This is a genomic window from Variovorax paradoxus, assembly GCF_029919115.1.
Taxonomy (GTDB): domain Bacteria; phylum Pseudomonadota; class Gammaproteobacteria; order Burkholderiales; family Burkholderiaceae_C; genus Variovorax; species Variovorax paradoxus_O.
The window spans coordinates 4,107,337-4,121,517 of the sequence record NZ_CP123990.1 but is presented as its reverse complement, the minus strand read 5'-3'; the positions used below and the strand labels follow the sequence as shown (position 1 = coordinate 4,121,517).

11 protein-coding genes are annotated in these 14,181 nt (G+C 66.3%); 6 read left to right on the top strand and 5 right to left on the bottom strand.

The window, feature by feature from the left end:
* The first annotated feature begins 31 nt into the window (after positions 1-31).
* Genes QHG62_RS19840 through QHG62_RS19825 form a run of 4 tightly spaced genes read left to right on the top strand, consistent with a single transcriptional unit; the run spans position 32 to position 4,811 of the window.
* Positions 32-1,066, top strand: coding sequence for an ABC transporter permease (locus tag QHG62_RS19840; RefSeq protein ID WP_281147402.1), 1,035 nt, complete (start codon positions 32-34; stop codon positions 1,064-1,066).
* On the top strand, positions 1,063-2,091 hold the full coding sequence (yjfF, locus tag QHG62_RS19835; RefSeq protein ID WP_281147401.1) for a galactofuranose ABC transporter, permease protein YjfF: 1,029 nt from the start codon (positions 1,063-1,065) through the stop codon (positions 2,089-2,091). Before QHG62_RS19840 ends, yjfF begins: the two co-directional genes overlap by 4 nt.
* A gap of 44 nt (positions 2,092-2,135) precedes the next feature.
* The gene (locus QHG62_RS19830; RefSeq protein WP_281147400.1) at positions 2,136-3,887 is read left to right on the top strand and encodes an IlvD/Edd family dehydratase; all 1,752 of its coding nucleotides are present in this window, start codon (positions 2,136-2,138) and stop codon (positions 3,885-3,887) included.
* A 6-nt stretch (positions 3,888-3,893) separates the two neighbouring features.
* Positions 3,894-4,811, top strand: coding sequence for a dihydrodipicolinate synthase family protein (locus tag QHG62_RS19825; RefSeq protein WP_281147399.1), 918 nt, complete (start codon positions 3,894-3,896; stop codon positions 4,809-4,811).
* A 30-nt stretch (positions 4,812-4,841) separates the two neighbouring features.
* Here QHG62_RS19825 and QHG62_RS19820 read toward each other — a convergent pair whose 3' ends face one another.
* From QHG62_RS19820 to cphA (QHG62_RS19800), 5 genes are all read right to left on the bottom strand, one after another.
* A complete protein-coding gene (locus tag QHG62_RS19820; protein ID WP_012746204.1) occupies positions 4,842-5,096 on the bottom strand; it encodes a hypothetical protein in 255 nt (84 codons plus the stop codon).
* 166 nt (positions 5,097-5,262) lie between these two features.
* Positions 5,263-5,784, bottom strand: a complete 522-nt coding sequence (locus tag QHG62_RS19815) for a hypothetical protein (protein ID WP_281147398.1) — start codon at positions 5,782-5,784, stop codon at positions 5,263-5,265.
* Positions 5,785-5,871: 87 nt separating this feature from the next.
* Entirely contained in the window at positions 5,872-6,279 is a 408-nt protein-coding gene (locus QHG62_RS19810; RefSeq protein ID WP_281147397.1) for a hypothetical protein, read from the bottom strand.
* A gap of 149 nt (positions 6,280-6,428) precedes the next feature.
* Positions 6,429-8,996, bottom strand: a complete 2,568-nt coding sequence (cphA, locus tag QHG62_RS19805; protein ID WP_281147396.1) for a cyanophycin synthetase — start codon at positions 8,994-8,996, stop codon at positions 6,429-6,431.
* Positions 8,997-9,009: 13 nt separating this feature from the next.
* Positions 9,010-11,253, bottom strand: coding sequence for a cyanophycin synthetase (cphA, locus tag QHG62_RS19800; protein ID WP_432445625.1), 2,244 nt, complete (start codon positions 11,251-11,253; stop codon positions 9,010-9,012).
* 139 nt (positions 11,254-11,392) lie between these two features.
* Here cphA (QHG62_RS19800) and QHG62_RS19795 point away from each other — a divergent pair, with 139 nt between their 5' ends.
* Together QHG62_RS19795 and QHG62_RS19790 are read left to right on the top strand one after the other, a co-directional pair.
* Positions 11,393-13,675, top strand: coding sequence for an ABC transporter ATP-binding protein (locus QHG62_RS19795; protein WP_281147394.1), 2,283 nt, complete (start codon positions 11,393-11,395; stop codon positions 13,673-13,675).
* Positions 13,675-14,169 carry a DUF1854 domain-containing protein gene (locus tag QHG62_RS19790; RefSeq protein ID WP_281147393.1) on the top strand — a complete coding sequence of 165 codons (495 nt, stop codon included), beginning with the start codon at positions 13,675-13,677 and terminating at the stop codon, positions 14,167-14,169. The genes QHG62_RS19795 and QHG62_RS19790 overlap by 1 nt, the downstream gene beginning before the upstream one ends.
* Positions 14,170-14,181 lie beyond the last annotated feature (12 nt).

Here is a 14,181-nt window from a genome sequence, read left to right as displayed (position 1 = left end):
CCCCGGAAGGGGAAGGAGCAAGGCAGAACATATGACGCGCTTCTCTTCCTTGATGCGCCACCGCTTGGCTTGGCCCATCGTCACGCTGGTGCTCCTGCTTGCAGTGAACACGGCCTTCAACGCCAGCTTCCTGCACCTCGAGTGGCGCGACGGCCATCTCTATGGCAGCCTGATCGACATCGTGAATCGCGCGGCGCCGCTGGTGCTGGTGTCGCTGGGCATGACGCTCGTCATTGCCACGCGCGGCATCGATATTTCGGTGGGCGCAGTGGTGGCCATTGCCGCAGCCGTGGCGGCCTGGATGATCGGCGGCTCTGTGGCAAGCGACGTGAGCCGCTTTCCGATGTGGCTGGCCATCCTGGCTGCCCTTGGCGTCGCCTTGCTGTGCGGCCTGTGGAACGGCCTGCTGGTGGCCAAGGTCGACATGCAGCCGATCATCGCGACGCTGATCCTCATGGTGGCGGGGCGCGGCATTGCGCAGCTGATTGCCGACGGCCAGATCATCACCATCTACTACAAGCCGTTTTTCTTCCTTGGCAGCGGCTATCTGCTGGGCCTGCCGTTCTCGCTGTTCATCGTGGCGGCGGTGTTCGTGCTGCTGTACCTGGCTATCACGCGCACGGCGCTCGGCCTGTTCATCCAGGCGGTGGGTATCAACCCGACGGCGGCTCGCGTAGCCGGCGTGCAGGCGCGGCGGCTCATCGTCGGCGCCTACGCGTTCTGCGGGGTGTGCGCGGGCATCGCGGGGCTCTTGATCAGCTCCAACGTCAAGAGCGCGGACGGCAACAACGCGGGCCAGCTGCTGGAGCTCGACGCGATCCTGGCCGTGACGCTGGGTGGCACGGCGCTCACCGGCGGGCGCTTCAGCCTCATGGGCAGCGTGATCGGGGCGTTGATCATCCAGACGCTGACCTATGCCATCTATTCGCTCGGCGTACCGCCGGAAATCAACCTCGTCGTGAAAGCCGTGGTCGTGTTCGCGGTAATGCTGCTGCAGTCGCCGGAGTTCAGGGCGGAAGTGCGGTCGCTGGTGCAGCGGCCTGTGCATGAAGGGGAACGGGCATGAGCGCGGTGATTGAAACTGCACCCTCACCCCAACCCTCTCCCGCTCACGGGAGAGGGGGCAAGGCGGGGCTCAACCCGAAGTACTTTCCGTTGGCCGCGACCATTTCGCTGTTCATGCTGATGGCAACGCTGGGCTCGGTGTTCTACGACGGCTTCTTTGCGGCGCAGGTGTTCCTTAACCTGCTGATCGACAACGCCTTCCTGATCGTCGTGGCCGTGGGCATGACCTTCGTGATTCTTTCGGGCGGCATCGACCTCTCGGTGGGTTCGGTGATTGCGCTCACCACGATGGTGTCGGCCTCGCTGGTCGAGAAGCACGGCTGGAGCCCCGCGGTGGTCATTCCGCTGGTACTGGCCATGGGCACGGCCTTCGGCGCGTTCATGGGGTTGCTCATCGAGCGCTTCAGGCTGCAGCCATTCATCGTCACGCTGGCGGGCATGTTCCTGGCGCGCGGGCTTTGCTACCTGATCAGCATCGATTCGATCAGCATCATCAACGAGTTCTATTCGCAGGTTTCGCAGATCCGCATTCCGGTCTGGGGCGAGGCGTCGCTTTCGATCAGCGCGGTGATCGCCATTGCCGTGCTGCTGGCGGCGGTGTTCATTGCGCACTGCACGCCCTTCGGGCGCGCGGTTTACGCCATTGGCGGCAGCGAGCAGTCGGCCATGCTGATGGGGCTGCCGGTGCGCTCCACGCTCATTGGCGTGTACACGCTGTCCGGCTTCTGCTCGGCGCTGGCGGGCGTGATCTTCACCTTCTACATGCTCTCAGGCTACGGCCTGCACGCGCTGGGGCTGGAGCTCGACGCGATTGCGGCCGTGGTCATCGGCGGCACGCTGCTCACGGGCGGCGTGGGCTATGTGGCGGGCACGCTCTTCGGCGTGCTGATGCTCGGGATCATCCAGACGCTGATTTCGTTCGACGGCACGCTGAGCTCGTGGTGGACGCGCATCGTGGTGGGTGCGCTGCTCTTCGTGTTCTGCCTGCTGCAGCGCTTCTTCACTTCGCGTGCGCCACGGCGCTGACGCGTTCTTCTCTCATCTTTCTCTCGCTTTCAGGAAATTTCCGCATGCCGGACCAAACTCCCAAGAAGAAGCTTCGCTCGACCGAATGGTTCGGCTCGGCCGACAAGAACGGCTTCATGTACCGCAGCTGGATGAAGAACCAGGGCATACCGGACCATGAGTTCGATGGCCGGCCGATCATCGGCATCTGCAACACATGGTCGGAGCTCACGCCGTGCAACGCGCACTTTCGCAAGATTGCCGAGCATGTGAAGCGCGGCATCTCGGAGGCGGGCGGTTTTCCGGTCGAGTTCCCGGTGTTCTCCAATGGCGAATCGAACCTGCGGCCCACCGCCATGCTCACGCGCAACCTTGCGAGCATGGACGTGGAAGAGGCCATTCGCGGCAACCCGGTCGATGCGGTGGTGCTGCTCACAGGCTGCGACAAGACCACGCCCGCGTTGCTGATGGGTGCGGCAAGCTGCGACATTCCCGCCATCGTCGTTACCGGCGGGCCCATGCTCAACGGCAAGCTCGAAGGCAAGAATATCGGCTCGGGCACGGCGGTGTGGCAACTGCACGAGTCGCTGAAGGCCGGAGAGATCAACCTGCACCAGTTCCTTTCGGCCGAAGGCGGCATGTCGCGCTCGGCGGGCACCTGCAACACCATGGGCACCGCCTCGACCATGGCCTGCATGGCCGAAGCGCTGGGCACTTCGCTGCCGCACAACGCGGCCATTCCGGCGGTGGATGCGCGGCGTTATGTGCTCGCGCAGATGTCGGGTATGCGCGCGGTTGAAATGGCGAAAGAGGGGCTCACGCTCTCGAAGATTCTCACGCGCGAGGCTTTCGAGAATGCCATTCGCGTCAATGCGGCCATCGGCGGTTCGACCAATGCGGTGATTCACCTGAAGGCCATTGCCGGGCGCATCGGCGTCGACCTTGAACTGGAAGACTGGACGCGCATCGGCAGCAACACGCCCACCATCGTCGACCTGATGCCGTCGGGCCGTTTCCTGATGGAAGAGTTCTACTACGCAGGCGGCTTGCCCGCGGTGCTGCGGCGCCTTGGCGAAGCCGGCCTGCTGCCGCATCCCGGCGCGCTCACCGTCAACGGCCAGTCGATCTGGGACAACGTGCGCGAGGCGCCGAGCCTCGATGACGAGGTGATCCGGCCGCTGGAAAAGCCGCTGATTGCCGACGGCGGCATTCGCATCTTGCGCGGCAACCTGTCGCCGCGCGGCGCGGTGCTCAAGCCGTCCGCAGCGTCGCCAGAGTTGCTGAAGCATCGCGGCCGCGCCGTGGTGTTCGAGAACCTCGAGCACTACAAGGAACGCATCGTCGATGAAAACCTCGAGATCGACGCCAGCTCCGTAATGGTGATGAAGAACTGCGGCCCCAAGGGCTATCCCGGCATGGCCGAAGTGGGCAACATGGGCCTGCCGCCCAAGCTGCTGCGCCAGGGCGTGAAAGACATGGTGCGCATTTCTGACGCGCGCATGAGCGGCACGGCCTATGGCACCGTGGTGCTGCACGTGGCACCCGAGGCGGCCGATGGCGGGCCGCTTGCGGCGGTGCGCGACGGCGACTGGATCGAGCTCGATTGCGACGCAGGCCGGCTGCACCTGGACATCAGCGACGAAGAGCTGGCGGCGCGCCTGGCGTTGCTTTCGAGCAACGACGCACAGCCCATGAGCACGCGCGGCGGCGGCTACCAGAAGCTCTACGTCAACCACGTGCTGCAGGCCGATGAAGGCTGCGACTTCGACTTTCTGGTGGGCTGCAGAGGCTCCGCCGTTCCCCGTCACTCACACTGATCCATCATGACTCCCAGATACCGCGGCATCTTTCCGGTGGTGCCAACCACCTTTACAGAGCAGGGCGCGCTCGACCTCGAGAGCCAGAAGCGATGCGTCGATTTCATGATCGATGCGGGCTCTGACGGCCTGTGCATCCTGGCCAACTTTTCAGAGCAGTTCGTGCTGTCGGACGAAGAGCGCGAGGTGCTCACGCGCACGATGCTCGAGCACGTGAAGGGCCGTGTGCCGGTGATCGTGACCACCACGCACTACAGCACCAAGGTGTGCGCCGAGCGCAGCCGTCGTGCGCAAGACATGGGTGCGGCCATGCTGATGGTGATGCCGCCTTACCACGGCGCCACGTTCCGCGTGCCCGAGCCGCAGATCTTCGAGTTCTACGCCGGCCTGTCGGACGCCGTGAGCATTCCGATCATGATCCAGGACGCACCGGCGAGCGGCACGGTGCTGTCGGCGCCGTTCCTCGCGCGCATGGCCAAGGAGATCGAAAACGTCGCCTATTTCAAGATCGAGACACCCGGCGCGGCATCGAAGCTGCGAGAGCTGATCCGCCTCGGCGGCGATGCCATCGAAGGCCCATGGGATGGCGAGGAAGCCATCACGCTGATGCCCGACCTCGATGCCGGCGCCACCGGCTCGATGACCGGCGGCGGCTACCCTGACGGCATTCGCCCGATCATCGAGGCGCACCGCGCAGGTGACCGCGACAAGGCATTTGCGCTCTATCAGCAGTGGCTGCCGCTCATCAACTACGAGAACCGGCAGGCTGGCCTCCTGGCCTGCAAGTCGCTCATGAAGGAAGGCGGCGTGATTGCCTGCGAGGCGCCGCGGCATCCGTTGCCGGCAATGCACCCGGACACGCGCGCAGGACTGATCGAAACCGCGAAACGGCTCGATCCGCTGGTGCTGCGCTGGGCGCGCTGAAGAGAAAAAAGAAGTGAAAGAGAAGGGCGCTCAGCTCTTCTCCAGCTCGCTCACTTGAAGCGAAAGGTCGAACAGCTTCGACTTGCTCGCGTAGTAGCGGTCGAGCCGCCACTCCTTCAGGATGTCCATGGCGAGCTCGAAGCTCTTGTAGTCGAGGCTGTATAGCGTGACCAGCTCGAAACTGCGTTCGGATTCGAGCGCCAACACGAGCTGGGCCAGGATCTTGGCCGATTCGTTGGCCGGGTCCGTTTCTATGAATCGGCGAGCGACCTTGATGGCATTCATGGGAAAGGTTTCCTCGGTAGGCAGAGACCGAGAACTATAGCTAGCAGGCCGCCCTGATTTATGACAGTACCGTGACAAGCGGGGGCATCGCGGTATGCGTGCCTCCTGCTGCAGCCCCGCCGCCGCATTGAAGAAGCGATGGGGCCGCAGGGCTACCAGCAGTGCTTCATCGTGCAGGCAGTGGTGCCGGCATGGGCTGCATTGGCGCCATCGGTGCCATCGGCGCGATGGCCGGTGCCGGAACGCGTGAAGGCGCGGGCACCGGGGCCGGCATCACAGCGGGCGCCGGCATCACGGCCGGAGCCGGCATGACGACGGTGGTGACCGACTCGCGAATCACGCCACCGCCCATCACGCTGCCGTCCACGGCGCCGCGGGTGCTGCCGCTGCCGCCGAGCACCCGTGCTTCGCAGTCCGCACGATCGGCCGGCGGCTGGAGCCCGCAGCGCGCGAGCGCATTGCGCTGGTAGTCAGGCGCGCTGGTCAGGCCGCCTCGAGCGGCTTCCTGGCGCGCGGCGCCGGCTTCGCGAATGCAGGCGGCACGGTCTTGCTGGTTGTGCCCGCAGACCGCAATTTCTTGCTGGTAGGTGGAATCGCCGCGGCGCGGCTGCGCCGCGGCCGATGTGGCCGCGGCAATACCGCCCACGGCAATCAGGGCGGCAATCATCGAACGTGTAGTGCTGTTCATGGTGTGCTCCTCTAAGTGGCGTGAAACCAAAGCTGAAAACTATTCGATCGGCGGCTTCAAGTCGGGTTCCACGCGTGGGTTTACTGCTCAGCGCGAAGGCGCGGCAGGTTGGGGCGGCAGCGGTGTCACCGTTTCCCGGATCACGCCGCCACCCATCACGCTGCCTTCGGTGGTGGTGCGTGCGCCGCCCTGCAGGCGGGCTTCGCAATCGGCGCGGTCGGCAGCCGGCTGTTCGCGGCAGCGCGCCATGGCATTGGCATCGGCACGGCCGGGGCCTACGTTGGTGAGTCCGTTGCGGTTTGCTTCTTGCCGGGCAGCGCCGGCTTCGCGAAGGCATGCGGCGCGGTCTTGCTGGACACCGTCGCACACGGCGCGCTCTTGCTGCGCGCGTTCCGCGGAACCAGGCGCCTGGGCCAGCGCCGGGGCAGATATGAAAAAGCCGCTTGCTGCAAAAAGCGCGGCAGCACAAAGGGTGGAACGAACTGTTGTTGTCATCGGGTGCTCCTGGTTGAGGCGCGCCCTCCGAAAGCGCGACCGGAGCAACAGTGTGGTCCGGCCGGCCCCTAAGGGGTGTGGGACTGCAGAGACAGCAGCCCCGGCCAGACTCGCCGATGCGTGTGGGACGTGTCCGGCACCCGGCGGGATCAGCCCGCTGCGATGCGCTGCGCCAGGTGTGCGAGCGCTTCTTCGACCTGGTCGACCAGGATCAGCGACAGGTCGCCCGGTTGCAGGCGCGCGAGCGCCGTATCGATGGCGACGAATTCTCCGCGGATCTCATCGATGTAGCGCGTGCGTGCCGCGCCCTGCAGGCCCTGGCGCAGCAGCGCCATGACCTCGCCGTCGGCACGGCCGCGCTGGGCTGCGTCCTGGTAGAGGATGACGTCGTCGAAGGCCTGGCCAAGAATGGCTGTCTGGTCGCGGATGTCGGAGTCGCGCCGGTCGCCCGCGCCGCTGATCACCACCGAGCGCTTGTTGGCCGGCATGGTGTCCACGGCCGACACCAGCGCGCGCATGGCGTCGGTGTTGTGGCCGTAGTCGGCAATCACCGTAGCGCCGCGGTAGTCCATGACGTTGAAGCGTCCCGGCACGCCGGCGGCGTCGTTCATGAAGCTTGCGAGGCCGCTGCGAATGGTGTCCCAGTCAAGGCCCACGGCCCATGCCGCGGCCACCGAGGCCATCACGTTGTCGACCTGGAATCCGATGGTGCCGTTGCGCGTGATCGGCACGTCGCGCAGCGCAATGCGCTCGCGCCACGAGCCTTCGGCGGCAACCAGCGTGTCCTGGTCGACGTACACGGTGCGCTTGCCCTGCGCGCGGTGCGTGGCCATGACCGGGTGCTGCCGGTCGGCGGTAAAGAAGATCACGTGGCCGGGGCAGCCGGCTGCCATGGCGGCCACATTGGGATCGGCGGCGTTGAGCACGGCATAGCCGTCGGGCGCAACGTTGCGGACGATCACGCGCTTGAGCACCGCCAGGTCTTCAACGGTGGTGATGTAGTTGAGGCCCAGGTGGTCGCCGCTGCCGATGTTGGTGACCACGGCCACCTGGCAGCGGTCGAAGCCGAGGCCTTCGCGCAGCACGCCGCCGCGCGCCACTTCGAACACGGCCGCATCCACGTCGGGGTGCATGAGCACATTGCGCGCGCTCTTGGGGCCGCTGCAGTCGCCGCTGTCGGTCTGGCGGCCGTCGACGTACACGCCGTCGGTGTTGGTCATGCCGGTGCGCAGGCCGCTCGATGCGAGCAGGTGGTTGATGAGGCGCGCCGTGGTGGTCTTGCCGTTGGTGCCGGTAACGGCCACTACCGGAATGCGGCCGTCGTCGCCGGGGGCGAAGAGCGTGTCCACAATGGCCTCGCCCACCGCGCGGCCGCGGCCGAACGAAGGCGAGATGTGCATGCGCAGGCCAGGCGCGGCGTTCACTTCGACCACGCCGCCGTGCTGCTCTTCGAGCGGACGCAGCACGTTCTCGCAGACCATGTCGACGCCGCAGATGTGCAGGCCGACCATCTGCGCCGCATCGACGGCGCGCGCGGCCACTTCGGGGTGCACGGTGTCGGTCACGTCGGTGGCGGTGCCGCCGGTGGAAAGGTTGGCGTTGTTGCGCAGCACCACGCGCTGGCCGCGCTCCGGCACGCTCTCGGGCGTGAGGCCCTGGGCTTCGAGCCGGCCGATGGCGATGTCGTCGAGACGGATCTTGGTGAGCGACGTGGCGTGGCCCTCGCCGCGGCGCGGGTCGAGGTTGACGGTGTCCACCAGCTGGCGCACGGTGGAGCTTCCATCGCCGATCACGTTCGGCGGATCGCGCCGCGCGGCCGCCACCAGGCGGTCGCCCACCACCAGCAGGCGGAAGTCGAAGCCCGGTAGAAATTTCTCGACCATGACTTCGCCGTAGGCCGCAGCCGATTCATAGGCCGCCGTGAGTTGCTCGCGCGTCGTGATGTTGACGGTAACGCCCTTGCCCTGGTTGCCGTCCTGCGGTTTGACGACCACGGGCAGGCCGATTTCCATGGCCGCGGCCCAGCCGTCTTCGGCATCGGCCACGGGCCGGCCCAGCGGCACGGGCACGCCGGCGGCATTGAGCAGTTGCTTGGTGAGTTCCTTGTCCTGCGCAATCGATTCGGCCACGCCGCTGGTGCTGTCGATCTCGGCCGCCTGGATGCGGCGCTGCTTGGAGCCCCAGCCAAACTGGACCAGGCTGCCGCTGGTGAGACGGCGGTACGGAATGCCGCGCGCCACGGCTGCATCGACGATGGAGCCGGTGCTCGGGCCAAGGCGCTCCGATTCGTCGAGGTCGCGCAGTTCGGTAATGGCAGCGTTGGCATCGAAGGGCGTGTCGTCCAGCGCGGCTGCAATCAACTCTTCGGCCAATGCGAGTGCGCGGCGGCCGACGGCTTCTTCGCTGTACTGCACGGTGACTTGGTAGACACCATCTTCGACGGTGGGGGAGGTGTGGCCGAAGTTGACCGCGCAGCCGGCCTGGGCCTGCAATGCGACGGCGGCGTTCTCGAGCACATGCGCCAGCGCCAGCGGCTGGCCCAGCACCATCGGGTGCAGTTCGCCGATGGTGGGAAAGCGTGCACGCAGGCGGGCTTCGAAACCGGCCAGGCGGCTGATGGCGTTTTCATCGCCTTCGCAAGCAACGACGGCTTCGACGGCGGTGTGGCGGCTCCAGAGATTGGGACCGCGCAAGGCGCGGATACGGGTGACTTTCATGGGGCGACGCGCATCAGGCAAGTTGGGGTTGGGACGAAAGCGGCTGCGTCTGCGAAAGCTGCAGCGAAGCCAGCGCCGCCTGCAGGTCGGCTTCGAAAGCCTCGACACCGGCACCGATGAGGTTCAGCGGAATGCCCAGCGCCCAGGCTGCGGCCACTGCGGCCAGCACGCTCTCCAGGCCGACGCCCGCGTGCGTTGCACGCCAGACGGTCAGGCGGCCAAGGCCGGGCAGGAACGATTCGCTGCTGCCGTTGGCCAGCACCACGCGGTCTTGCCGCACCAGCACGGCCTTGCCGCCCGCGGCCTGGTGCGCGGTGAGCGCGGGGGCCTGCGGATCGGCGGCATACAGAATGACGGAACCGTCGCACAGCGGCGCCAGGCCCGCCACGCGCGGATCGCCCGCATTGAGCACGGCCGTGCCCTCGGCAAGCACCACGTCGACCTGCGTGCGCAGCACCTTGACCATCTGGTCGCTTTCGGTGATGTCGTAGTCGGCCAGCGCCTCGACGCCTTCCAGGTCGGTCACGATGCCGACTTCACAGCGGTCGTAGGCAAGGCCATCGCGCAGAATCGTTTCGGCGCCGTTCTCGATGACCACGGCTTCCACCGCGCGGTTCACGAGCAGGCGGTGGCCGGCGTCCCAGTTGGCGCTGTCGCGTGCATCGACGCGGCGGCGCTCCAGGAACAGGCCGTCGCGGCAGGCAAGGCCGGTGTGGCGCCCGCCAAGGTTGATGACCCAGGCGACCAGCCGCGCAAGCACGGCGGTGCCTTGGGAGCCCGCAACGCCCACCACCGGAATACGGCCAGGTGCGTCGTTGGGGAACAGATGGTCGCAAATGGCGCGGCCCACCGGGCGCGGCGAGCCGACAGCCGGCTTCAGGTGCATCAGGAGGCCGGGGCCGGCATTCACTTCGACGATGGCGCCGCGCTGCGGGCCGAGCGGCTTGCCAATGTCTTGCGCCACGAGATCGATGCCTGCAATGTCGAGGCCGACCACGCGCGCGGCCAGCACGGCGGCATGCGCCACTTCAGGGTGCACCTGGTCCGTGCAGTCATTGGCCATGTTGCCGTTGCGCTGGATCGTGACCACGCGGCCGGCGGCCGGCACGGAAGCACCGTCGAGCTCCTGGCGCTTGAGCTCCAGCTGCAGCTTGGCGTCGGTCGCCAGCACGATCAGGTCGAGCGGATATTCCTCTTCGGCGCCGCGGCGCGGATCGCTGTTGAGCTGCTTTTCGATGAGTTCGGCCACGGTGCTCTTGCCGTCGCCTGTCACGGTGATGATCTCGCCGCGCGCGGCCGCCACCACTTCGCCGCCCACCACCAGCAGGCGGTGTTCGTGTCCGCGAATGAAGCGCTCGACCATCACGTCGCTGCCTTCGGGCTCGGCCACCGCATAGGCGGCCATGACTTCTTCGCGCGTGGTGAGTTCGAGCGACACGCCGCGGCCGTGGTTGGCGTCCGATGGCTTCACGACCACGGGAAGGCCGATGTCCTCGGCAGCTTCCCACGCTTCTTCGGCGCTGGCCACCACCTGGCCTTCGGGCACCGGCACGCCGCAGCTGGCGAGCAGAGACTTGGTCAGCTCCTTGTCGCTGGCAATGGATTCGCCGATGGCGCTGGTGTAGTCGGTCTCGGCGGTCCAGATGCGCTGCTGGTTGGCACCGTAGCCCAATTGCACCAGGTTGCCGCTGTTCAGCCGCATGTGCGGAATGCCGCGGTCGGTGGCTGCCGAGACGATGGCCGCGGTGCTCGGGCCCAGGTAGCAATCTTCGACCTTGGCCTTGACCGCATCGACGGCCTTTTGCACATCGGCGGCGGTGAACGGGTCGTTGTTGATGGCGGCCATCAGCAGGCGATGGCCCTCGGCCAGCGCCACCCGGGCCACCTGCTCGTCGCGCGCGCGGAACACCATGCGATAGACGCCGTGCTCCGAGGTGCTGCGGGTCTGGCCGAAACCGGTCGGCATGCCGGCCAGGTTCAGCAATTCGATCACCACGTGTTCGAGCACGTGGCCCGACCAGGTGCCTTCGGTCAGACGCTGGATGAAGCCGCCGCGCTCGCCCACGCCGCAGTGGTGCTCGATGAGCGCCGGCAGCAGGGTCGTCAGGCGGTCGGTAAACCCGTCGATCTTGTTGGAGGGGTAGTCTTCGAGCTGGCCCAGGTCGAGCCAGACTTCGAGCACCGGACGGTAGGTCCAGAGGTTCGGGCCGCGCAAATAGTTGATGCGCAGCAGGCGGATGTCGTCGAAACGGGTCATGCAAACGTTCGATGTGCTTTGGCCGAGCACCACGGCGCCTTCAAGCGCGCCCATGGCAATCGGTCAGAATCGGCGCCCGACAAAGGACGCCATGACGCGGTCCCTGAGGCCCGCGACGGGCAAGAGTCAAAGAAACACAATGCAACATCACGATCCAGTCGGCACCCGGGAGGGCGAAACAGAGGCGGCATCAGACGCGCTGAAAAGCCGGCTCACTGCCGCGGAAAACGTTCTGGTCACATTACCGGTTGACCTTGACGATGAACTTCTGTTTACGTTTGGCCTGGTGGCACTGACCGACCGGCGGCTGCTGGCGCTGCAACCGGGCGGGCAATGGTGTGAGTGGTCACTAGCGGACGAATCTGTCGAACTGTATCTCAACGACCATTCAGGCGTTGGCACCCTCGATCTGGTGGGCGCCAAAGGCCGGCTTGCGCGCTGGCGTTACACCTTGGCCAACCAGCCTGCCGCGCTGCGGTTGCTCAAACTGTTCGGCCAGCGGGTGAACGGCGTTGTCGCCGAGGCGACAGCGGAGCCCGACGGCGACGACCCGGCCACTGCAGACGCCGAACTGCAGACGCCCCCTTCGACGTGGGTGCTGCTGCGCCTGGGCCGCTTTGCCAAGCCTTACCGCAAGCAGCTGATCGCGGGTTTCTTCCTGACCCTGATTTCCACTGCCGCGACCCTGGTGCCGCCGTACCTGACCATCCCGCTGATGGACGACATCCTGATTCCGTTCCAGAACGGGCAGAAGATCGATCCCTCGCGCGTGGCGCTGTACCTGAGCGGGCTGCTCGGCGCGGCGCTGGTCGGCTGGGGCCTGGGCTGGGCGCGCACCTACCTGCTGGCGCTGGTGTCGGAGCGCATTGGCGCCGACTTGCGCACCACCACGTACGAGCATCTGCTGACGTTGCCGCTCGACTATTTCGGCGGCAAGCGCACGGGCGACCTCATGGCGCGCATCGGCTCGGAAACCGACCGTATCAACGTGTTTCTCTCGCTGCATGCGCTCGACTTTGCCAACGACGTGCTGATGATCGTGATGACTGCGGTCATCCTGGTGTCCATCAACCCGCTGCTGGCGGTGGTCACGCTGGTGCCGCTGCCTTTCATCGCCTGGATGATCCACGTGGTGCGCGACCGGCTGCGCACGGGCTTCGAGAAGATCGACCGCGTATGGTCGGAGGTCACCAACGTGCTCGCCGACACCATTCCGGGCATTCGCGTGGTCAAGGCCTTTGCCCAGGAGCGCCGCGAGGCCGAGCGCTTCCGCATTGCCAACGTCTACAACCTGCAGGTCAACGACAAGCTCAACCGCACCTGGTCGCTGTTCACGCCCACCGTTTCGCTGCTGACCGAAATCGGCCTGCTGGTGGTGTGGGGCTTCGGCATCTGGCAGGTGGCGCGCGGCAGCATTACCGTGGGCGTGCTCACCGCTTTCATCGCGTACATCGGCCGCTTCTACACGCGGCTCGATTCCATGAGCCGCATCGTCTCGGTCACGCAGAAGGCGGCGGCTGGCGCCAAGCGCATCTTCGACATTCTCGACCACGTGAGCAACGTTCCCGAGCCGGCCAACCCGGTGAAGATCGAACGCGTGCAGGGGCGCATCGAGATGAGCGGGCTAGGCTTTCGCTACGGTTCGCGCGCGGTGATCCGCGACCTGGACCTGACCATCGAACCCGGCGAGATGATCGGCCTGGTGGGCCACAGCGGTTCGGGCAAGAGCACGCTGGTGAATTTGATCTGCCGTTTCTACGACGTGACCGATGGCGCCATCAAGGTCGACGGCACCGACATTCGCCGCTTTGCCGTGGCCGACTACCGGCGCCACGTGGGGCTGGTGCTGCAGGAGCCGTTTCTGTTCTTCGGCACCATTGCTCAGAACATTGCCTACGGCAAGCCCGATGCCACGCGCGAAGAAATCGTGGCCGCAGCACGCGCCGCGCATGCGCACGACTTCATCCTGCGCCTGCCGCACGGCTACGACTCGCTCGTCGGCGAGCGTGGCCAGGGCCTTTCGGGCGGCGAGCGCCAGCGCATCAGCATTGCGCGCGCGCTGCTGATCGATCCGCGCATCCTGATCCTCGACGAAGCCACTTCGGCCGTGGACACCGAAACCGAAAAAGAAATCCAGAAGGCGCTCGACAATCTCGTGCAGGGCCGCACCACCATTGCCATTGCGCACCGCCTGTCGACGCTGCGCAAGGCCGACCGGCTGGTGGTGATGGACCGCGGCGAGGTGGTCGAAGTCGGTCCGCACGACGAATTGATGGCGAAGCAGGGCGCCTACTGGCGGCTCTACCAGGCGCAATTGCGGCAGGCGGACGACGATGCCAGCGAGGGCGCGGTGAACGAACGCGCGGGCGCCCAGATGCAGTTGGTGCCGAGCCATGCGGCGCACCCGGCGGGAGACGCGTGATGAACAACAGCAACAATCCCACAGCCGCCGTCCCCGTTTTCAGTCTTGCACGCGACGCCTTCGGCCGCCTTGTGCTGACCGATGCCGGCGGCGAGACACACGTGGGCGTGACGCCTGTGCGCGCCTTTCCGCTCAGCGCGCCTGGAGAGGGCGTGTCGCTGGTCGGCAGCGAGGGCCGCGAACTGGTCTGGATCGATCGCGTCGAGGTATTGCCGCCCGAAACGCGCGCATTGCTGGAGCAAGAGTTGGCGGTGCGCGACTTTGCGCCCACGCTGCTGAAGCTGCACGGCGTGTCGAGCTTCGGCGTGCCCAGCACTTGGACGGTGAGCACCGACCGCGGCGAAACCAGCTTCGTGCTCAAGGCCGAAGAGGATATTCGCCGGCTCGAAGGAGGCGCGCTGCTGATTGCCAGTGCCCACGGCGTGCAGTTCCGCATTCCCGACGTGAAGACGCTCGACCGCCCCTCGCGCAAGCTGCTCGAGCGCTTTCTGTAGCAGGCTGCGAAA

Bases quoted from the DNA above. Each gene is read 5' to 3' on its own strand.
- QHG62_RS19840 (WP_281147402.1), top strand. From the start codon at position 32: ATGACGCGCTTCTCTTCCTTGATGCGCCACCGCTTGGCTTGGCCCATC.
- yjfF (WP_281147401.1), top strand. From the start codon at position 1,063: ATGAGCGCGGTGATTGAAACTGCACCCTCACCCCAACCCTCTCCCGCT.
- QHG62_RS19830 (WP_281147400.1), top strand. From the start codon at position 2,136: ATGCCGGACCAAACTCCCAAGAAGAAGCTTCGCTCGACCGAATGGTTC.
- QHG62_RS19825 (WP_281147399.1), top strand. From the start codon at position 3,894: ATGACTCCCAGATACCGCGGCATCTTTCCGGTGGTGCCAACCACCTTT.
- QHG62_RS19820 (WP_012746204.1), bottom strand. From the start codon at position 5,096: ATGAATGCCATCAAGGTCGCTCGCCGATTCATAGAAACGGACCCGGCC.
- QHG62_RS19815 (WP_281147398.1), bottom strand. From the start codon at position 5,784: ATGAACAGCACTACACGTTCGATGATTGCCGCCCTGATTGCCGTGGGC.
- QHG62_RS19810 (WP_281147397.1), bottom strand. From the start codon at position 6,279: ATGACAACAACAGTTCGTTCCACCCTTTGTGCTGCCGCGCTTTTTGCA.
- cphA (WP_281147396.1), bottom strand. From the start codon at position 8,996: ATGAAAGTCACCCGTATCCGCGCCTTGCGCGGTCCCAATCTCTGGAGC.
- cphA (WP_432445625.1), bottom strand. From the start codon at position 11,253: ATGACCCGTTTCGACGACATCCGCCTGCTGCGCATCAACTATTTGCGC.
- QHG62_RS19795 (WP_281147394.1), top strand. From the start codon at position 11,393: ATGCAACATCACGATCCAGTCGGCACCCGGGAGGGCGAAACAGAGGCG.
- QHG62_RS19790 (WP_281147393.1), top strand. From the start codon at position 13,675: ATGAACAACAGCAACAATCCCACAGCCGCCGTCCCCGTTTTCAGTCTT.